Raw genomic sequence first — 20167 nt, forward strand, 5'->3', positions numbered from 1 at the left:
AAAGCCCTTGTTTGTTGTTAACAAGGGCTTTTTTATCGTAAAGAGGTTTGTTTGATAATTAGGATGTGCTTACATAAAGCCATTTTTTGCTAAAAATTCTTCGGTAATATTACTCTCATTGGCATCATAGTTATTACCAGCGGTTAATAGCCTTTCTAGATAACGGGCAACGACATCAATTTCTATATTTACCAAACCATTTAGTAGCCAATGTTTACCAATATTGGTGATGGTGGCGGTATGAGGGATAATATTTAAACAAATAATGTTGTCTTTAACTAAGTTGGTCGTTAGGCTAATGCCGTCTACCGTTACCGAGCCTTTTGTTGCGGTATAATGTTTAATTTCTTCTGGTATTTCAATTTCTATGTAAATAGAGCGGGCGTCTGCTTGCATTTTGATGATTTTGCCAACACCGTCAACGTGTCCAGATACAATGTGTCCACCAAAACGTGTTGTTGGAAGCATGGCTTTTTCAAGATTTAGCGTGTCCCCTTCTTTCCAATTTTTCATTGCTGTTTTTGCTAAAGTTTCACGTGAAACATCAACGGCATACCAGTCTTTTCCTTGTTCAATGACAGTTAAACAAATGCCATTACTGGCAATCGAGTCTCCCAGTCCAACGTCTGAAAAATCTAACTGCGTTGAGCTAATCGTTAGGCGGATATCGCCATCAACATTTTCTATTTTTTTAAGTGTGCCTACGCTTTCTATAATACCTGTAAACATGTTTGCTTTCTCGCTCTTGTTTGTAAAGTTGTTTCTATTATGGTGTTAAAAAAACATCAAGTCTATCAAAAATAATGAATTTGTTAATAAAAACGCTAGCGTTTATAGAATGTAATAGGTAATTATCATAATATCGTTATAATGAAGAGAAAGGAGTTTATGTCTTGGCGAAACATGAAAAGGAGTTAACAAATGAGTGCAAAGGATAATACTGAAAACCAACCACAAATTACAAAGATGACAGCTCGGTTTAAAGTTATGCATCAGCAAAGCCGTCAACAGGTAACCGTAGATTGGCAAACAAGGCTTAGTAGATTAGAAAAACTAGAAAAAATGGTGGTAGACAACCAAGATGCTATTAGTACTGCCATAAGCCAAGACTTTGGTTATCGCTCACCTTCAGAAACCACCATGTTAGAAATCTTCCCGACTTTAGAAGGCATTCGTTATAGTAAAAAACATGGCAAAGAGTGGATGAAGCCGACAAAGGTCACAACGGGTAAGTGGTTTTTGCCTGCAACCAGTTATATACAAAAGCAACCTTTAGGGGTGGTTGGTATTATCTCTCCATGGAACTATCCTTTATATTTAGCGGCAGGACCACTAACAGCTGCTTTTGTGGCAGGCAATAGAGCCATGTTAAAAACCTCTGAGTTTACACCAAATTTTAATCAATGGTTGGCAAAAACGTTGCCAAAGTATTTTTCGGCAGATGAGCTGTGCTTAATCGAGGGTGGGGTTGAAGTTGCGCAAGCATTTAGTGCCTTGCCGTTTGATCACCTACTATTTACAGGGTCTACGTCAGTTGGTCGGCATATCATGCGAGCAGCTGCATCAAATTTAACGCCGGTTACGCTTGAGCTTGGTGGTAAGTCGCCTGCGGTTATTACGGATGTTGCCAGTTTAGAGAAAGCGGTTAATCGCATCTGGACAGGCAAACTTATGAATGCCGGGCAAACTTGTATTTCGCCAGATTATTTGCTGCTACCAACAGGGCTTGAACAAAAGTTTTTAGAACTATCTTGTCAGTGGGTAAGCAAGCATTATCCTAACATCGCTAATAACCCTGACTTTAGTTATCTGATCAACCAACGCCAATTTGATAGAGTGCTCGGTTACCTTAAGCAAGCAGAACAAACAGGTGCGAATATAGAAATATTGGGTGAAGCAGAAGCAAATGCAGAAACAGGCTTTATGCCACCTATGGTGGTGACAAACTTAGCAGATGATACGCAATTGCTAACGGATGAAATTTTTGCCCCCATCTTGCCCGTTGTGACTTATCAGAACCTAGAAGACGCCATTGACTATATCAATGCACGCCCACGCCCATTAGCTTTGTATGTGTTTGGGGATGATGATAAAACCAATGATAAGGTTGTGGCGAATACGGTAAGTGGTGGCGTATCAATCAACGATACTATCTTCCATATCGCGCAACATGGTTTGCCGTTTGGTGGCGTTGGAGACTCGGGCATGGGCAATTATCATGGTAAATATGGTTTTGATACGTTTACGCATGAAAAAGGGGTGTTTAAACAATCTAAAATTAATTTTGTAGATATGTTACAACCGCCGTATGGTAAAACTTTTAATAAGTTAATGAAGGTGGCAAAAAAACTGTAAAATTGATGATAGATAGTCCTTTTAAGCGACTCTAATACCAGCCCACCTAATATAATAAGGTGGGTTTTTTGTTTGATAATTAGGCAAAAATGCTACAATAGGTATAATCTTAGTAAAACGATTTTTGACACATGAAAAAATTTTTGTTTTTAATTTTGCTAATCGCTGTGGGTGTTTTTTTTGGATCCCCTTTTTATAGTTTGTATCAATTAAAGGCGGCTTATGATAACCAAGATGGGCAGGTGATTGCGGATGCAATTGATTACTCGCAACTAACTGACAACTTAAAAAACCAGTTAAATACCAATTTTCAAAATACGGTAGATGAGTATCCTATGATTGCCCAATTTGGCGGTGATAAAGTGCTGGCTAAAGGGCAAAAGTTTATTGAGCAAGCGGTAGAAGGCGCAATCACGCCACAAAATATTGCCGCCACAATTAGCTCTCAAGGTCAACAAGCGAATCAATCTACCAAAGAGCTTGCTGCCATTTGGGCTGTCGTAGGCGGTAAAATCAATATGGGGGAGCTTGTACAAGGTATTTTGCTACGAGGCGGTAACATAGAAAAAGCCTTAACTAAGCAAATGACAAAACTTGTTGAAGCGCAATCTCAAGAAGTAGCGATGCAAGCACAAACCGGCAATGACAGCGATTTGCCGTCATTTAGTTATTGTGGCATCAATTGTTTTAATGTCTCTGGTGATGTAAAGGGTTATCCTTTGACGGTACAAATGCAACGCCAAGGACTAATTGATTGGAAGATTATCGACATTAAACTGCCTTAGCTTGTTTAGGTTAAAAACTGGCAACTTCTTCGGCGGTTAAAAAACGGCATTCGCCTACTTCTAGCCCTTCTAACGTTAGCTCGGCAATGTTAGAGCGATGCAACTCTGTCACTTTATTACCAAAGTATGCCATCATGCGTTTAACTTGGTGGTACTTGCCTTCGGTAAGGGTTAGTTGGGCGTGAGTTGGGTCAATAAAAGTTAATTCAGCCGGTTTTGTTTTGTTTTCTTCTCCCTCCAGCAGTATGCCATTTGCAATTTGAGCAATTGCATTGGTTTGTTCTGCTTCGTCCATTGGGTCTGCAAGTGTTAGTTGATAAACTTTTGCTTTATGGTGTTTGGGGCTAGTAACACGGTGCAGCCAACCGCCATCATCGCTTAGTAATAATGCGCCAGTGGTATCGACATCTAACCTACCTGCGATACGCAAGCTTGCCACTTCGGGTACCGCAATCAGCTCGGTAACAATAGGGTACTCTTTAGGCTTTAGTGTGCACTCAAACCCTGCTGGCTTATATAATAAAATATAGCGATTGCCTGTAGCTACAGATAAAGGTTCGCCAGCCCACATCACCTCATCATTAAGTTCATCTATCTGAAAGCTTGAGTCTTTTACAACGGCATCATTTACGGTTACTTCGCTGGCATGTAGTATTTTTTTTGCATCTTTGCGAGACAGTTCGGTCGCTTTGCTAATAAATTTATCTAAACGCATTTTGTTATCCCAAGTTATTTAATATGATTATTGTGACACAGTTTAACACAGCCGTTAAATTAATGAGGCTTATCCTACTTTAATAGATCCCAGAAAATTTCTACTAAAGAGGCTAATATTAACGTGCCGATTTGTTTTTTTAGGTATCAAAAGTCAGTTTAAGAAAATTGTATATTTTATAACTAAATAGCTGGTATGTGACCATATATACGATTACTGCTTTAAGTCAAAAACTTTTTAATTTAAGATTCACCCATCTAAATAATAGTCTGTATAAATATGTAGCCACCCGCCGAAAATGGGAAACTCAACCATTTAAAATGAGCATAATATAATACCGCTTAAACATTCCCATTTTAAGCGGTTTTTTTATTAAATTCATCTTTAACAAGAATAACCAAATCATTGGGACTAAAACGCCAACCTTGGTCGCTGTTAAAAATAAGGTTATAGCACCATTCGCTGCAAAATGACTTAGATTTGTCTTCATTAGCCATCACCACCACGCCCAACGCTCCAAGCCAATCATACTTGTGGTGTTTTGTAAGATTGAAAAACACCCACACGTCAGCTTCTGCCAAGCCACCGATAGGTTTTAAATCCCATCTTTCGCTTGGCAACGTCATTACCTTATGCCTAACGCCACCATCTCTTAATGACGAACTGTAACAGTCATATTTGCCATCATCTCGTTTGATTGCTATCTCGCAATGACTATACTTACCTCGTGTTAAAAAGCGTATTAAAGCATCTTGGAAGCTGTGTAAAATAGCCTTTAAAGACCGTTTATTACGCTTACCTTTATAGGAGGCTAAATAAATCATAACGAACTCGCTACTGCTTGTATCTGTGCTAACACATTTGCTTGGTGAGCTTCTACATCATCAATTTCTGTCATTGTATCGACTGCTAGCTTTTTCATGCGTAGCTCACCAAACTTATCTAATGCTGTGTTAAGCTTATTGGCTGCTGCAAGTATGCTATCAGTTGCTTGTTGGGGGGTCATGCCCGTTGGGTCTACTACTGCTTGAATTTGATGCGGTACCTCGCCTTCATATTTTGCTGCTTTAAATTCAAGTGCTTGTTGCTCACGTACAGCATATTCGGCTTCAAAACGATTGAATTTTTGGTAAATAGCACTCACAGCATCATCAATACTAGCTTTAGCAAGTTGCTTTGCCGCTTCTAAAGCTTTTTGTTGAGCTTGTTCGTCGACAACCCAGCCGTCCGCTGTCAACTGCGCAAATTTATTCGGTGGTGCAATGTTAGTGATGATTTTTCCGTCAGTCCAAGCGTCAGCATTGCTATACTGTGCGTGTATATCTTTACCCACGCTAAAGTAAGCTGTACCGTCATCCTCGGCGTAAACGCCGACTGTCGGGTCTAAGTAGCCAAGCACTTTGTGTGTTGTAGGGTTGTAGTGTACTAAGTACATAATTTTCTCCTTGTTTTTAGTAAAAACTCGTATCAATAACCAAACACTCGAAATAAAATGTGGATATCAAACGACTAGCATCTCCGTGATTTGTTTTTTTGCGTGCTAATTTCAGTGTTGTACCTTCCATTAAGCAAGCAACTGTGGACTCTTTTCCGTCTGCTGCAAACCATGGACTTGTGAGCGGAATAATTGCAACATTACTATGGCCATAATCTTTCGACCAGTAGACCCTTTCACCGTTTTCGTACCGTGCGTTATCTCTGATATCTATTTGCACAACGTCGAGTATGTTCAAACTTAAAAAAGCACTTGAAAAGGTTAATTTACCATTTTCGTCATATACTTCTATGCCGTATTTAGCATCAGATGGCGATGTCGTATATCCGTAATCGAATACATGGATTAGACCTTTGCCATAAAATGAATGTGGGTAATCGCTCCCCCATATTGAATTATCTTCATATATTTTATATGTGCCAGTCGGCTGAATAGCGCAAACATCAAAAACGCTTAATCTATGTACGCCATCAACCGAAAAAGTATTAGACAGTCTTAAATCTATTGCGTTGTCAACAACTTGTTTACGTCCTTCATCATCCATAATTAAAAAATTGGCAGCCACTAATATACTCCCACTATTAATTTAATGTTGTTAATAACACCTCGATACCCGCAATAGATGCTGCATTTATCACCGACAAATGAAATGTTTATTTTGTTTCTACTGGATGCAGTTAAAGAGGGTATAATGATAAAAAAAGGTGTTTCAGTTAAAAACAAATCGCTAGTAAATTGATGTCTACTCCCGTAAGTAAGCTGTGCATCGCCAATAATTTTTAGTGTTCGTGTTGATGTGTCGAGCGTTTTTTCGCTATTTTCATTCCAAACCTGTAAGCCTTGCATTTGTGATACTCCTTATGACAACTTGCCTAGTCTGACACGCAATCTGCCCGCATCATCATAAACTTCGATTTTTTCATGAGTGATTTTCAGGCCTTTATTGCCTGTAGCACTTTGGATAGTTGTTTTGCCGTACTTATCAACAATAAAACGGTTATTTATATTAAGCTGACCACCATTAATGACAGGTGCGGTTAAGGTTTGGTTGGCTTTAATATGCTTACCTAAAATTGTACCTTCTGCGATTAAGTCTCCATTAACCGCAACTTGGTTATTGACTACGCTGAACATGGGCTTAACTGTACCGTCACTGGCATTTTTAACCACGCCAAACTTATCCGCCATTACTATTACTTGGCTTTCGACTGTTTTTTTGTTCGCCATAGCACCAATAGAGATACCAGCTATAGCTCGCTTACCACCTGCTATTGCTTGAGTTTTAATGGTGTGCATTGATTTCGCTTTGCCAATGCTTGCTGTTACAAGCTCAACATTAATCGCATTAATCTTAACTCTGCCTGTTTTGTTAGCATAGTTAGCAATGAACAACGGTGCTATCTTGCGTACTTTACCATCTAACTTGATAACATTATCAAGTCCTGATATATCAATGTCATCACCAGCGATGTATATTTCTACATTCTGCCAATTGCCATTATCTGATGTGCTGTATGCGTACCATTGGGTATAATCTTTGGCTTCACCGTTACTATTATAAAAGTTGTCATCTTTGTCATAGCCAGCAACGCCTAAAGTCAGACTACCTGAACCGCTTTCTTTTTGCAGCTTGAAAGTTATCTTGTATAATGTCTGCTCCGACATCGCTAGCTTTTGACGTGCATAATACCAGCCATAATCATCTGCATTTGTATTGGCTCCGATATAAACGGAACCTGAATTTGTAAAGCTTAGGTTTTTACATGATTTTCTAGCAATCCAATCTTTCTCAAACTCGGTCTTGTTAGCAAATGCATAGGATCCCGATGTGACAAGTTTGTTTGCAACTTCTGCTGTTAAGCTTGTTACTTTGTTACTGATAGCTCGGTTGTTATCAGCAACCGTGGTTGTAAGCGTTGTTATCTTAGCAGTGTTACTGTTAGCTTTACTTTGCACAGTATCAATTCGATTAGATAGGGCATTATCTTTGCTTGCACGTGTCGTAGCTTCTTGAGTTATCTTAGCTGTGGTAGCACGTGCTAATTTAGTTGATGCTGTTACAAGCTCAACATTAATCGCATTAATCTTAACTCTGCCTGTTTTGTTAGCATAGTTAGCAATGAACAACGGTGCTATCTTGCGTACTTTACCATCTAACTTGATAACATTATCAAGTCCTGATATATCAATGTCATCACCAGCGATGTATATTTCTACATTCTGCCAATTGCCATTATCTGATGTGCTGTATGCGTACCATTGGGTATAATCTTTGGCTTCACCGTTACTATTATAAAAGTTGTCATCTTTGTCATAGCCAGCAACGCCTAAAGTCAGACTACCTGAACCGCTTTCTTTTTGCAGCTTGAAAGTTATCTTGTATAATGTCTGCTCCGACATCGCTAGCTTTTGACGTGCATAATACCAGCCATAATCATCTGCATTTGTATTGGCTCCGATATAAACGGAACCTGAATTTGTAAAGCTTAGGTTTTTACATGATTTTCTAGCAATCCAATCTTTCTCAAACTCGGTCTTGTTAGCAAATGCATAGGATCCCGATGTGACAAGTTTGTTTGCAACTTCTGCTGTTAAGCTTGTTACTTTGTTACTGATAGCTCGGTTGTTATCAGCAACCGTGGTTGTAAGCGTTGTTATCTTAGCAGTGTTACTGTTAGCTTTACTTTGCACAGTATCAATTCGATTAGATAGGGCATTATCTTTACTTGCACGTGTTGTTGCTTCTTGAGTTATCTTAGCTGTGGTAGATTTATCTGCTCCGATGCGGTCTTTTTTCTCTTTAGATAATGCTGAATTCCAGCTCGACTCGGCTTCTTCTAGTCGAACGGTTTGGGCATTGTCTTTGTTAGTGATGGTTGATTTTAGTCCGCTAATTTTTGCTTCAGCAGAAGCAACCGCTTTGGTGGTTTTCTTATCACCATCAATACGGGCTTTTTTCTCTTTAGATAAAGCCGAGTTCCAGCTCGATTCAGCTTGCTCAATCTGTTCCGTCAGTGTTTCGTTTTGGTCGGCTTGTGTCTTCTTGACTGCTGTGATATCGGCTGTGATACCACTAATATCACTGATTAAGTCCTCAGGTGTTGGTGACCAATCTGTCGCTAAGCCGCCATGTTCGAGCTTAAATTCAGATAGCCAAATAGTGCGATTAGTGGTTGATGTGGTAGCGATGATAACTTCATCACTGTCACCCTTGATGAAAGTGAAGTAACCATGCACCCATTCCTCTTTTTTAACCGTTTTTAGGTTTTTAGTTGCATCGCCATACCGCAACACAAGTGTTACTAGTGAATACGGACGGTAAAACTTGAACGAAAATGTTAACTCCTTACCTGTTTTTATGCCATCTGGAAGTTTGACAATGAAGTAAGCTTCATCTTTTTTAAGTTTAGTATAAAAGCACTTTTTATTTAGTTTTTCGCTCGTGACAAATGTAGTCGCGACGGTATTCGAAAATAATGGATTTGTGACTGAGTAATTAGACGAATCAATAAGCAAGTTACGACCACCCAGCTCAATATCACTTACTTTGCTGTTAAGTGTTGCGATTTGTTGAGCCGTGGATTTTTTGCTGTTCACAACCGTTTTGGTGAGTTGTTGTACACTACTTTGTGTATCGTCTATTTCAGCGACCAAGGTATCACGTTCTGAAGCCTCCGCATTGTCTGCAAATATTCGAGCTTGTCGTTCTTCTTCTAAGCCCACTGCTAATCCTTCGTTAGAAGCCATTAACCGTTGAAGACGATTAGCATGTTGTTCGCTAGTAGTGTCTAGATCAGTTATTTGCGTATCAAACTCGCTTGCAAGGCTACTTAGACTGTCAGCACGTGCCGTTGCTTCCTCTCTAATAGCGGTAGCGTTATCATCGGCTTTATCTGATACCCTCGCAACCTCATCGGATATATCGCTTCTAACATCAGCAATCTCTGTTTTTGTCGCTTCTATTTCTGCGTCTAACTCACTTTTAGCACTATCCACACTTGTATCAATATCAGCTTGTAAGCTATCAATTAAAGATTGAGCGAGTTCAGTTTCTGTTATTTGGCCGCTGATTGACTTAACAATCTCGCTAGCGTCATCGCTACATTGTCCGCTGATAGTCGCCCAATCGCCAGCGTTGCCGTGTTCATCAATGATACGCAACCAAAAGTAGTGGGTTTCATTAAGTTTAATGCCATTTTGGGTGAATGTGTCGGTTGGGTATGGCAGTGTTGCGACTTTTGTTGCAGAACTTCTAAAAGTTGTCTTACTGCGATAAATTTCAATCTTAGCTTTATTGACTATGGTGGTTGGATTTGTCCAGTCAAGCTTAATAGCAAACAGTTCAGCGGTGGCTTTTAATCCATTGATGTCATAACTGATTGACCACTCTTTAATCACTGGGTCTGTTAGCTGACCGTTTGCCGATTTACCACGGATTTCTGCTCTGTAGTCGCCATTTGATAAGCCCTTTAAACGGATTTCTGGCGTGTCTTGGGTGTAGGTCTTATATAGCTTATCGTCTTTATATATCTTAATCAGATATTGACTTGTATTAGTACCATCCCATGCAATTAACAGCTCATCACCATCTTTGGATACGTTGCCGTAGTTTATGTGCGGCAAATGTTTAGTTGCTAAATTCTCACGCTCAAATGTCACGCCATCATCGACAATCGCTTCTTTGTCTTCATCATGCGTGACGGCAGAGATTGTATAAGTGCCGCCGCTATTCTCTTTGATTCCAAGTGCTCTAAACAAGCGTGGCTTAACGTCTGTTTTAGTCGCGCTAAAAACACTCAGCTGTTCAATTCCTTCTGGGGTTTCTGCTAGTGTGATTTGGTCGTCATTAATACTGACTACATCAACAACTCTACTTTGCCCGTTGTTGTAGTAACGTATGCTATCAATGTCTGTAATTGGGCTATCAACAGTAATAACATTCTCTGACACGGCTAATACACGTCCACCAATTAAGTCACCAGCGTAGTCATTGTCGGCGATTTCGATAATATCAAAAGGTAAATGACGGATGCCCTCACGCCCAACCGTAAACGATACCATCTGACCTTCGCGGATTGACGTTTCGATAAGCCACTTACCGAAGCGTGCTGCCTGCCCACGGCTTGTGCAAGCAAACGCCGTGATTTGCTTAACATTCAGCCCGTAACGTCTGACTGCATCATCATTAGACACATACTCGGTTTGTGTTTTAGCTGTCTGACTGTCAATATATTTGACATGCACCGCGGTAAAAATGGTTTTTTTAGCTGCGCCCGAATACACAAATCCATCTTTTTCAACATTGCTATTAGTATATGTAGCTACTGGGTCTTTTTTTGCGTCTTGTAATGCTATTACTTTTTGACCGTCCCACACAGCGATGCCTCGGAACACGCTCGCCAAGTCATCTAATACAGATTTAGCGTTGCGAGGGCTAGACAAGTATGCGTTACAAGTAAAGCGTGGCTCTGTACCGCCAAAGCCATCTGGTACCATCTGGTCGCAATATTTGGCGATTTGGTACAGCCACCATTTATCACTGCCAAAGCCTTCCAAGCGTTCACCAAAGCCATAGCGTTTATCTGTCACTATGTCATAAAACACCCAGGCAGGGTTATTTGACCATGCGGTTTTAAACTCACCATTCCAAATACCTTCATAGGTGCGATTAATGGGGTTATAGTTAGCTGGTACTTTAAGTTGCGTCCAGCGGTTTTTATAGGTGCGTGTGGGTATTTTGCCGCCGAATTGGGCAGAATCTATCTCTAAGCCAACCACAACCGAATGCGGAAAGCTAAACTTAGCGTGTATTGACTCAACATAGCTTACCCAGTGCGTTTTGTTAGACACTTTGTCTGTTGTGCTGTCAGGGGTATTGCGGTGTACGCTAATGTTGAAAGGTGGGTCTGGCAATTCTGTCAACACAACATCTTGATGATATGCAGACGTTGTTTTACCGCTGATAGTAACAGGATAACTCTTATCACCACACATGACTGTTAATGACACAGCACCGCCAACACGGTCGCCGTTGTCTTTCATTGTCACTAATGAACCAAGAGCAAGGGTGACACGTACACTATCAATTAACGGGTCAGTAATCGTACGAGTAATAGGCGTGTCTTGCTTGACTTCTGCACCGACTGATACGATTTTATCGGTCGTGTCAAAACCTGCCAAGTAGTCTTGATTATGGGTACCTGGTAATGCAGATACTTTGATGCCGGTGAAGTTATAGCTGCCGTCGTCGTTTTGAATTGGTGTGTTATCAAGATAGATATTTTTAAATGTTACGTCACTGCCAACAACGCCCTCGCACAACAAATCAATGATTTTAATTTTTTGTGCTGATTCTAGTGTGTTTGGTGCTTCGTATGGTGTGTGACCACCACCGCCGCCTTTGCCGCCACCGCCCATTATGCTGTCCTTACTGTATAATTAACTGCTCTTACGCTGTCATCGTCTGCATCTAAGTTGTAGTTATCGTGTGCCATCGGTGCGTGATAGTCACGTGTCTGTGTGATTTGTTTTGCGTCTTGTTTTTCTATGTCGCCGCTGACTCTGTAGCTTTCTATTGATTGTGATATGACTTTACTGCCAATCATAATGTCGCCATATGCCACGCCCACGCATGAGCCTTGTGCTGTGTTATTACCAAGACTGCTAAACGATGATGAGCGTGATTTGGTTGTGTCATCAGTATCACCAAAGCTGGGCTGTTTGGCTAACATTTGAGCCACACCGCCGAGAGCAAGGCTAAGCCCAGCTGTCAGCGCTACTGTTGAGGTCAACACTCCAAAACCTAAGGCACCTGCTGGTGGAATAAAAAAGGATGCTGCAATAAGTGCAACCCCAAGTATGATTTGCCCATATTTACCTGCGCCTGCAATTTCTGGGACGATGTGTATAACGTCATTGTCTGTTAAGTCACGACTTAAATCCTTGTCTATTGTTTTGTCGCTAACATCTTTTTTGGCGACTCGCACAAAATAACCGCCGTCTGCTATGCGTTTTTGCAAACCGTTAATTTGGCTAAATAACGCACGCAATGCCTCGCTTGCTGTCGCAACATGCAAGTCAAAACGTGTGCCAAAGTCTTGCAAGTCACCATATAGTCTTACTATTGCCATTATTAATCCCGTTATCCTTGTGCCTGTAAATCGTTGTTAATCGCTGTCATCATTTGTGGTTGCCAATCTTTATGTCGCCAAACTGAATGCATGGTTTTATGCCAAACTTCGCAAAATCCCTCACGTCTGGATAGTCCCCCATAGGGGTGGTGTAATACTTCCTCATCGCCTAAATAAATACTGGCATGGTTGGCATTACCGCGGATGGACGTGAGTATCACGTCTCCTTGTTGTATCTCGTCAAGCGGCACTTGATAAAATCCAGCTTTAGGAAAATTGGCGATAAAAGCATTGTCTGCAATCTCTTGTGCTTCGCCTTTACGTTCATACTTCATTAGCTGAATACCACACAACATATAGGCATCTTCAACAAGTCCGTAACAATCATGTGTGCCGTATTCAAATGTGCGACCACGCAATAGCGGTGTGTATCTATACTTGATGATTTCCCAATTATCTTTATCAGCAACTGCCAGCCACCAATCAAGGCGTGATTTGTGCTGTGCCGACCTGTCCGCACCACTTAAAAACCGTTGACCTTGTGGGTGGCTATGCACAATAACGTCACAAGGTTGCCAGTCGTCTGGGCTAATACGGAATGTTTCGGTTGGGTCATCTGCAACATTGGCGCATGGGATATATGCACCGTCCAAAATCAAACCGCAACTTTCTTGCGGATGTTCTTGTTTGGCATGGTTAATGATTTGTTCTGCCAGCGTCATAATTTATCTACTCCAACAAATCCGCCAAACGGCAACACTGCTTTTTTGCCAAAGCGAGCACGGCAGCCCTGCAAGCATTTACTGCATTTGTCTTTTTTGGGGTCATCAGTTGGCTGGTCGTATTCATCTGCCACTGCATGCCCCGTGTATCCACAGCCATCGCCACGGTATGCCCAGTTGCAAGTGTTTGCCACGATAATCCGTTTGGGTAGTACGGCACCGTCAGTTTCACTTGGTACCGCTAATTCAAAAGTGGCGGATTGATTTGTAAGTGCTGAGTAGCGTTCAATAACAAAGCGTGATACTAGCTGGGCGTTTGGGTCTGCGTTTGGATTTGTACCATCTGCAAAGTTAACTGAATCTAAGTGCTTGGCATACACTTGACGCCGTGTGACTTTAGCACCAATACCGCCCTGATAATTTTCCACCACGCCAGTCACCAAGCCATATATATTAGATAAGGTAATATTGGGGCGGTTGCTTGCGCCCTCACTTTTTAACTCAAAGCCGTCTGCTTGGATTGGGTACGGCTGATATGGCACACCTTGCCACACTACGGATTGACCGAGTTCGTTGGTTTGGTTACAAAAATGGTATTCTTCACCGCCAAAGCTCGTCATATCAATGTCAAACAGCTCAAGTAATACATCTTGTTCTAACTTAGTGATTTCTTGCTGTTGTGAGTCGGTTAATTCTCTACTCATGCTAATACCTGCTGCATTGTCCATGTTAGCGACCAGTCACTGCCGCCTTGTGGACTTCGTGTTACGTCTTTAGCTATGTACTTACGCAATGGCTCGTCACTGGTTACACGCCACCAAAATGCCGTGACTGTATGTGCGTCTAAAAATGCTTTGATTTCGTCAATTTTTGCTTTTGTGTCAACACGGCTGGCTTGCCAATGTTCAAGCTTGGGGGCAAGTCCTTTTTTTTGGCGTTGGGCGTAGCCGTTACCAAATTGAACGATGTTGACGTCATCGTCTGTTTTGCCAGTGGCTTTGATACCGATGTCATAAGTAAATGTTTTCATAGTAAAGATGTTATCAATACATAGCTTGTTCTGTAATTAAAGTGATTTACTGATTTTTGAGCACTAAAAAAGCCCTTTTAACGATGGTTAAAGGGGCTTTTAAAACAATTAAAAGGTGTGGTGCTTAACGGTTTTTTGACTGGCTAAGCATTTGTTCAACCTTTTTTAGTTGTTGCAAGGTTCTGTACATCACAATGGCAAAGGCATCAGCGTTGAGTAGTAAGTCTTCTTTATTGTTGCTGGTTAAGCCGACTATTAGCTCAATGGGGGCGGTTGCTTCTTTTAGGGTGTCTAACTCGCGTGCTAAATTACTCATATCACACCGCCTTATTTTCTAGGGCTTGGGCATGCACAAGTGCCAAGGCAAGTTGTTTTGGTTGTGGGTTGTTTGCTACGTTAAAGCCTAATTTTTTCATGGTGCGGATATAGGCGGTTACGGTACTGCTAGAGCGGTTAATCAACTTACCAATCTCTGTACTGGTTAGTTGCAGTTGTTTGTAGCGGATAATGTCCGCCCATTGGGGGCGTGATTTTAACAGCTCTTGTTGTAGTGCCTCGTTTTGCTGGGTTAGTTTTAGCACTTGGATAATAGGCTGGGTTTGTTGTTTTTCGCAAGCGATAAAGTAACGGCGTGCTTGCCTGCCTTTGTCGTTACGTTCTACCATGGACAGTTCTTTTGCCATGTCTAGGGATAGGTGGTATTCAGTCTTAGGACGACCGCCAAATAAGCCTTTAGAGGTTTTCCCCAAAATTGGGGAAAACTCGACACCCTCAATAAAATCGTAGTCGGCGATACGTTGCTTAATCCAAGTTGCAAAGTCTTTGCCCACGCCTAAAAACTCATGTAAATCACGAGCATTGACTAATGGCTGGGGTTGGTTGTTAAGCGTACCTGTAAAGGTAGGGATAAGTTGGGTTGCCTGTGATGGGCGGATGTGTTGCATTACGGTTGATTGTGACATGAGTATGTCTCCTTTGTTTACTTTCTAAGGTAAAACCCATAAATGATGGGTGTCGGGAGGTTAGAAAACTGACAAAGGACAGCCGAAGTTATTTCCCCATATGGGGTCTTGTATTCCTTGCCCTCCCGACGCAAATATTGTACCAAAATACAAGCCATACCGCACGGTTAAGTACGTTAAAAGCCAAATTTTGGGCACAAAAATACCGCTAAATCTATCGGGAGCGGATATCCGCCTTTGTAGTCAGGTTTCTACGCCTGTGTAGCATTTGCTACGTTTCCCATTTTAAGTGAACATGGCAAAAAGTCAAGGATTTTTGAACGCATGCGTTATTTTATGGTTGGTGGGGTAATAAAAAAGCCCCTAACATAAGGTTAGGGGCTTTGGGGTTAAGGGGTTTGTTGTGAGGTTGGCTCAACGTGCATAAGGGATTTTGCCCAAAGTTTGATAATATCCTCTCTGCTGTAGTCTTCTGGTAGTATTGAATCCAAACATTCAAGCATATCTTCTTCGGTATGTATCAATAAATTTTCTCCTATTCTTATACCTGCAGACTGATAAAAGATAGCATTAAGTGAATACAATTTTGAAGCGTTGGTATCACCTGCTGTGTAAGCTATTTCACTCATCAGCCAGTACGCTTTTTCTACTTCTACAAAATCACGATTTGTGAATTCTTTAACCTCAAACCGTGTTTTTTTCTCTTTTAATATTTTATGTATAAATTTGCTACACTCAGCCAATGCCTCGTCATAACGTTCTGCATACATATAGTATTTTGGAAGTCTTAACCATTTTTGTATTGTGTAGCTAGTGCCAGTTTGGCTCATCAACTCTTGTACTCGGATAAGACAATTAATGGCTTCGTCCCATTCCTTATTTTTCTTATGCTGGGTTGCTTGTTTGCCCAAACTGCTTATTAACTCTTCAGCAGGGTCGTCATTAACAAAGAAACCTGCACTTAGCCCTGACTCGGTTAGCTCGTCAGATAGTTTAATTTCTTCAACAATCTTCATATTGCTTTTGGGCTGGTCTTTTTTACCAAATAACCCTTTTAAAAATGTCATCTTCACCACCTTTAATTAAAGTGCCTTATTATCTTTCAAAGATTTCAAATTCACTTGGTATGTCTTTGCCAAATAAACACATGCCAGTGTACTCAGTTTCTACACCAAATGCGTTGGTAACTTCAAAGTCTGTTTTAACCTGAAATCTTCCAGAATTTTTATTTACCATTGTTACAGTACCAGCAATCTCATGCAATGTGAGCTTAGCAGTTGAGTCAATTTCTGCCTTAATCAAGTCAAAACATTCTTGTGTTAGCTTAGCTTCATCATATTTAGTTTCACTATTTGCCACAGCAACTGCGTTTTCATCTTTTAATTGCTGTTCTGTAAACTCAAACCTACCAGCGTCTTTACAATCTACAAAATAGCGTAAATTATCTATAGTTGAATCTTCGCTTAATTCAGAAGCCCAAACCTCAGTACAATCATCATGCATAGCTGCTTTAGTAGCTGCTATCTTGCGGTGCTGTTCCACCTCATCTATCCTTGATCCATACTTAGCTAACAGTTTGGGGTAAGTTGCCTTATCGTAGGGAGCTAAAACAGCTTCATCAATTTTTTCTTCTACTTTTGCTAATTCTTCAGCTTTTTGTTTTTCTTCAAATGCTTTTTGTTCTTCAGGTGTTAAATCTGGTGCAAATATAACTGATATAACAATAAGCGCAATAAAACCAAAAAATAGCCATTTTAGAACTTTTTTCATACTTCAATCCTCAATATTGTATGATTAAACTTTAATCATACTCGCAATAATAAACCGTTGCAACGGCTTAAGCATGTGCCAACATGCCGCCTGGTCTTGTTTCGTTTTGCAGGGTTTGCAGCACTACTGCTTTTAGCGAGTCGGCAAGTTGTTTGCTATCTTGGGTAGTGGTTTGCACATCACTACTTGCACCCTCATTATTAACCCTAATATCAATCTGCACTTGATTTACCACCCCAGCAGATTGACTGGCTTGTTTGTTACCATATACCTGCACGCCTAATTTTCCATTTGCCCCACGTGTCAGCGGCATTACGGCTTCTGGACCAGCTTCACCTAAAACACCCAAACCGCCTGCATGACCAAATGCTGTTGGACGGTCAAATACACCACCATTGGCATAAAACTGCACGCCATTAGTCCAACCACCGCCTTTGGATTGAAATACTGTTTGCATGGCAGCGCCAACGTTACCGCCAATTGCTCCGCCTATGGCACTCATGGCTTTAAATAAAGCCCATTTAAACATCATCTTGCTAATATCTTGTAGAATTGATACCGTCAAATCTCTAAAATTGCCTTTGCCTGTGGCAACAAAGTTTGCTAAGCCATCACTCATTTTATTAAATGCTGACTTGGTGGCGTCTTCCATAGTCTGATTGAGTGTTTTTGCATTATCAATAAGGCTTTGCAGACCAGACTTAATACCGCCAACCCAGTCATTGGCTTGTAGGGCTTCTTGCTGTTTACGCAATGCTGCCAACTCTTCACGCTGGGCGATAAGTGCCTGCAATGCTTCATCAGATAAATCAATGCCTGCCTGTTCTGCTTGATTAAGTAGATTGCGCTCAAAGCGTAGGCGTTGTATTTCATCAGCGGTTTTGCCGATCAATGAGGTTTCAAAGGCATAATCAGCTAATGAGGTTTGTTGTTGTGTTTCAAAATTGCTGATTTTTTCATCGGCGGTTAATTGTGCTTTTAGGCGAATAAGCTCACGGTAGCTATCTAGCACGCTGTCTTTAATGCCTTTGTATACGCCAGCTTTGCGGTCATAATCAAAACTAGCAAGTGGGCTATCATTACCAAACAAAGCAATCTCTTTGTTAAGGCTTGACATACCATCCATTACTGATTTTGCAAGTTGTAGTGCCGTTTGGTATGCCTCAGACTTTTTGTTATTTAAACCAATAATTAACCCAGTGCCAACATCAAGACCAATTGCAATGGTTTTTTTGGCGGGTGAATGACGGTCAAAACCAATATTTAATGCGCTCAATACTGTGTTTGCCATATCTGTTGCAATGTTTTTAACTGCTGCAAATTTTGCTTTAATCCCGTTGATAAGACCCTGCACAACATCCTTGCCTATATTAAATAGCTTGGCACCCAGCGTTGCAAAAACCTTAGCGATATTGATAACACCCCTGCCAACAATCGCCACTGCATTTTTTAAGCCAGCACCTATGATAGAAACAAAACCTTTTATATCACCACTTGCCAATGCTTTAATGGCGTTAAAGGTTGTTTTAAAACCGTTTTTAATTAGCTTAAATGTTGTATTAAACACGGTTGCAATAATGGACAAGCCTGCAGTAAATGTGGCTTTAATTACTGCAAAATTGGTGCTTACAATGGCTTTAATGGCACCAAACGTTGTTGTGAATATGCTCTTAATAATTGCCCAACGGGCAGTAAACAGGGCTGATACAACTGTCATTGTTGTTTTTACATAGGGTGCTAAAAAGTCAAATGCGGTGGTTGCCCATTGTTTAAGGGTGCTAAACGTTTGTTTGATGTTGCCAAAAGCTTCCTGCACTGGGGCAGGTAAACTACTAAATACATCGGTTGCTTTGGCTTTGATAGTGTCCCAATTGCGGTATAAAAGCACGCCAACCGCTACTAAACCGCCAATAGCAGCCAGTGTTAGAGTAACAGGGCTAGTTACCAATGCTACCGCCGCACCAAACCCTGCAGTAACCGCTGTTGCTAATGTGCCTACGGCAGACCAAGCAGCAACGCCTGCTGTAAACAACCCAAATGCACCTGCAGCTGCTGCAACGCCACTAGCTAAAGGTATTATTATGTCTTGATGTGCTATAAAAAACTCAGTCACATTACCCATTGTTTCTGCAGAAGCAGCAGCAAAACTTTGCAGGTGGTTAAAAGCATTAGCAACCTCATCTATAACACTTTTAATTTTTTGGGCGTTAGCAGGTTCTTGTAGTGCTGATGTCATGCTAGCAAGCCCATCTGCTACGTTAACAACAATATCCTGAATAACCTCGCCAACACCCCCTCGTACAATGGCAAGCTTAAAGCTGTTCCAGTTATCACCTAAGTTACTAATTGCACCGTCTAAGGTTTTAGCTCGGTTTGCCATTGCTTCGCCAAACTTAGTTTCGCCAATGGATAGTAGGTACTGTTTAATATCTTGTGCTTTTTTAGCAACGGTTGTAGTTACGCCCTGAAATGTTAATGAGACTTTATCCCCTTGCTGTGAAGCTTTAATACCAAACTCTTTTAGACGTTCAAACTCAAATGTTGACGCATCCGCAACCGCCTCAATCATTTGGTTTAAGTCTTTACCCATGGCCGCTGCAAAGTTACCGTAACTACGCATACTGCGCATACTAGGGTCTAAGCCTAAGTTTTTTAACTGGGTAAAGCCCATGACTGATTGTTCTAGGGCATAGGGAGTGGTAGAAGCAAACTTTGTTAAATCATTAAATGCAACAGCAGCTTGGTCTATGCCCCCTGTTGCTGTAATAAGCTGGGAGTTAAGCACATCAAATTGGCGTTGGGTGTCTACCAATGAGCCAAGACTTAATGCAGATGTAAGTGTGGCAAATGCCCCACCAAATACGGCTAGTTTGCCTGCAGCTTCACCAATATTACGCCCAAAGTTTATAGAACGCCTCGCGGTTTGTTCTAATGAGGTTTTAAACCCTTTTAGGCGTTTATTTGCCCAATCAGAACGCCCACCAAAGTTTTGTATTCGGGTGGTGGTTTGCTTGGCACGCTGTTTTAACCTATCAAAGGTTTTGCTAACACCAGCTCCTGCTTTACTTGATGTTTTTTCTACCTTGTCTAGTGCTGCCTCTACCTTGTCTAATGTTTTTGTTAGTGCTGTGCCGTCGGCTGTAAGCACTAGCCCAAACTTTAAATTTTTGCTCATTATCAACACCAAATTTTAAATATAAAAA

17 protein-coding genes are annotated in these 20167 nt (G+C 41.1%); 2 read left to right on the top strand and 15 right to left on the bottom strand.

The annotated features are described in order from the left end of the window. Positions 1-69 precede the first annotated feature (69 nt). The gene (locus VH441_RS07210; RefSeq protein ID WP_434352971.1) at positions 70-729 is read right to left on the bottom strand and encodes a riboflavin synthase; all 660 of its coding nucleotides are present in this window, start codon (positions 727-729) and stop codon (positions 70-72) included. A 192-nt stretch (positions 730-921) separates the two neighbouring features. Between VH441_RS07210 and VH441_RS07215 the strand changes: the two genes are divergently transcribed. Then, positions 922-2355: a coniferyl aldehyde dehydrogenase gene (locus VH441_RS07215; protein WP_434352972.1), complete on the top strand. Its 1434-nt coding sequence runs from the start codon at positions 922-924 to the stop codon at positions 2353-2355. A gap of 131 nt (positions 2356-2486) precedes the next feature. Further along, positions 2487-3140, top strand: coding sequence for a DUF2939 domain-containing protein (locus VH441_RS07220; RefSeq protein WP_434352973.1), 654 nt, complete (start codon positions 2487-2489; stop codon positions 3138-3140). Positions 3141-3150: 10 nt separating this feature from the next. Here the strand turns inward: VH441_RS07220 and VH441_RS07225 are convergent, their stop codons facing one another. From VH441_RS07225 to VH441_RS07290, 14 genes are all read right to left on the bottom strand, one after another. Continuing rightward, positions 3151-3855 (bottom strand): pseudouridine synthase, encoded by a 705-nt coding sequence (locus tag VH441_RS07225; RefSeq protein WP_434352974.1) that lies wholly within the window; start codon positions 3853-3855, stop codon positions 3151-3153. A 356-nt stretch (positions 3856-4211) separates the two neighbouring features. Further along, a complete protein-coding gene (locus VH441_RS07230) occupies positions 4212-4679 on the bottom strand; it encodes an enoyl-CoA hydratase (protein ID WP_434352975.1) in 468 nt (155 codons plus the stop codon). Further along, positions 4676-5290 (bottom strand): hypothetical protein, encoded by a 615-nt coding sequence (locus VH441_RS07235; protein WP_434352976.1) that lies wholly within the window; start codon positions 5288-5290, stop codon positions 4676-4678. Before VH441_RS07235 ends, VH441_RS07230 begins: the two co-directional genes overlap by 4 nt. Positions 5291-5306: 16 nt before the next feature. Continuing rightward, a complete protein-coding gene (locus VH441_RS07240; protein ID WP_434352977.1) occupies positions 5307-5915 on the bottom strand; it encodes a hypothetical protein in 609 nt (202 codons plus the stop codon). 293 nt (positions 5916-6208) lie between these two features. Further along, complete coding sequence (locus VH441_RS07245) at positions 6209-11767, bottom strand: phage tail protein (protein ID WP_434352978.1); 5559 nt, start codon at positions 11765-11767, stop codon at positions 6209-6211. Beyond that, entirely contained in the window at positions 11767-12480 is a 714-nt protein-coding gene (locus VH441_RS07250; RefSeq protein WP_434352979.1) for a hypothetical protein, read from the bottom strand. The genes VH441_RS07245 and VH441_RS07250 overlap by 1 nt, the downstream gene beginning before the upstream one ends. 11 nt (positions 12481-12491) lie before the next feature. Continuing rightward, positions 12492-13202: a C40 family peptidase gene (locus VH441_RS07255; RefSeq protein WP_434352980.1), complete on the bottom strand. Its 711-nt coding sequence runs from the start codon at positions 13200-13202 to the stop codon at positions 12492-12494. Next, entirely contained in the window at positions 13199-13906 is a 708-nt protein-coding gene (locus VH441_RS07260; protein WP_434352981.1) for a phage minor tail protein L, read from the bottom strand. The genes VH441_RS07255 and VH441_RS07260 overlap by 4 nt, the downstream gene beginning before the upstream one ends. Continuing rightward, complete coding sequence (locus VH441_RS07265; RefSeq protein ID WP_434352982.1) at positions 13903-14232, bottom strand: phage tail protein; 330 nt, start codon at positions 14230-14232, stop codon at positions 13903-13905. The genes VH441_RS07260 and VH441_RS07265 overlap by 4 nt, the downstream gene beginning before the upstream one ends. A 124-nt stretch (positions 14233-14356) precedes the next feature. Beyond that, on the bottom strand, positions 14357-14548 hold the full coding sequence (locus tag VH441_RS07270; protein ID WP_434352983.1) for a hypothetical protein: 192 nt from the start codon (positions 14546-14548) through the stop codon (positions 14357-14359). A 1-nt stretch (position 14549) separates the two neighbouring features. Further along, entirely contained in the window at positions 14550-15194 is a 645-nt protein-coding gene (locus VH441_RS07275; RefSeq protein ID WP_434352984.1) for an antA/AntB antirepressor family protein, read from the bottom strand. Positions 15195-15583: 389 nt separating this feature from the next. Further along, positions 15584-16261 carry a hypothetical protein gene (locus tag VH441_RS07280; RefSeq protein WP_434352985.1) on the bottom strand — a complete coding sequence of 226 codons (678 nt, stop codon included), beginning with the start codon at positions 16259-16261 and terminating at the stop codon, positions 15584-15586. Positions 16262-16289: 28 nt separating this feature from the next. Continuing rightward, complete coding sequence (locus VH441_RS07285; RefSeq protein WP_434352986.1) at positions 16290-16964, bottom strand: hypothetical protein; 675 nt, start codon at positions 16962-16964, stop codon at positions 16290-16292. Between the two features lie 67 nt (positions 16965-17031). Beyond that, positions 17032-20139 carry a phage tail tape measure protein gene (locus VH441_RS07290; protein ID WP_434352987.1) on the bottom strand — a complete coding sequence of 1036 codons (3108 nt, stop codon included), beginning with the start codon at positions 20137-20139 and terminating at the stop codon, positions 17032-17034. Positions 20140-20167: the final 28 nt, after the last annotated feature.

Origin of the sequence: Psychrobacter sp. HD31 (assembly GCF_051097895.1) — a bacterium.
Lineage (GTDB): Bacteria > Pseudomonadota > Gammaproteobacteria > Pseudomonadales > Moraxellaceae > Psychrobacter.

Bases quoted from the DNA above. Each gene is read 5' to 3' on its own strand.
- VH441_RS07225 (WP_434352974.1), bottom strand. From the start codon at position 3,855: ATGCGTTTAGATAAATTTATTAGCAAAGCGACCGAACTGTCTCGCAAA.
- VH441_RS07270 (WP_434352983.1), bottom strand. From the start codon at position 14,548: ATGAGTAATTTAGCACGCGAGTTAGACACCCTAAAAGAAGCAACCGCC.
- VH441_RS07290 (WP_434352987.1), bottom strand. From the start codon at position 20,139: ATGAGCAAAAATTTAAAGTTTGGGCTAGTGCTTACAGCCGACGGCACA.
- VH441_RS07280 (WP_434352985.1), bottom strand. From the start codon at position 16,261: ATGACATTTTTAAAAGGGTTATTTGGTAAAAAAGACCAGCCCAAAAGC.
- VH441_RS07250 (WP_434352979.1), bottom strand. From the start codon at position 12,480: ATGGCAATAGTAAGACTATATGGTGACTTGCAAGACTTTGGCACACGT.
- VH441_RS07260 (WP_434352981.1), bottom strand. From the start codon at position 13,906: ATGAGTAGAGAATTAACCGACTCACAACAGCAAGAAATCACTAAGTTA.
- VH441_RS07230 (WP_434352975.1), bottom strand. From the start codon at position 4,679: ATGATTTATTTAGCCTCCTATAAAGGTAAGCGTAATAAACGGTCTTTA.
- VH441_RS07235 (WP_434352976.1), bottom strand. From the start codon at position 5,290: ATGTACTTAGTACACTACAACCCTACAACACACAAAGTGCTTGGCTAC.
- VH441_RS07255 (WP_434352980.1), bottom strand. From the start codon at position 13,202: ATGACGCTGGCAGAACAAATCATTAACCATGCCAAACAAGAACATCCG.
- VH441_RS07210 (WP_434352971.1), bottom strand. From the start codon at position 729: ATGTTTACAGGTATTATAGAAAGCGTAGGCACACTTAAAAAAATAGAA.
- VH441_RS07220 (WP_434352973.1), top strand. From the start codon at position 2,487: ATGAAAAAATTTTTGTTTTTAATTTTGCTAATCGCTGTGGGTGTTTTT.
- VH441_RS07275 (WP_434352984.1), bottom strand. From the start codon at position 15,194: ATGTCACAATCAACCGTAATGCAACACATCCGCCCATCACAGGCAACC.
- VH441_RS07285 (WP_434352986.1), bottom strand. From the start codon at position 16,964: ATGAAAAAAGTTCTAAAATGGCTATTTTTTGGTTTTATTGCGCTTATT.
- VH441_RS07265 (WP_434352982.1), bottom strand. From the start codon at position 14,232: ATGAAAACATTTACTTATGACATCGGTATCAAAGCCACTGGCAAAACA.
- VH441_RS07215 (WP_434352972.1), top strand. From the start codon at position 922: ATGAGTGCAAAGGATAATACTGAAAACCAACCACAAATTACAAAGATG.
- VH441_RS07245 (WP_434352978.1), bottom strand. From the start codon at position 11,767: ATGGGCGGTGGCGGCAAAGGCGGCGGTGGTGGTCACACACCATACGAA.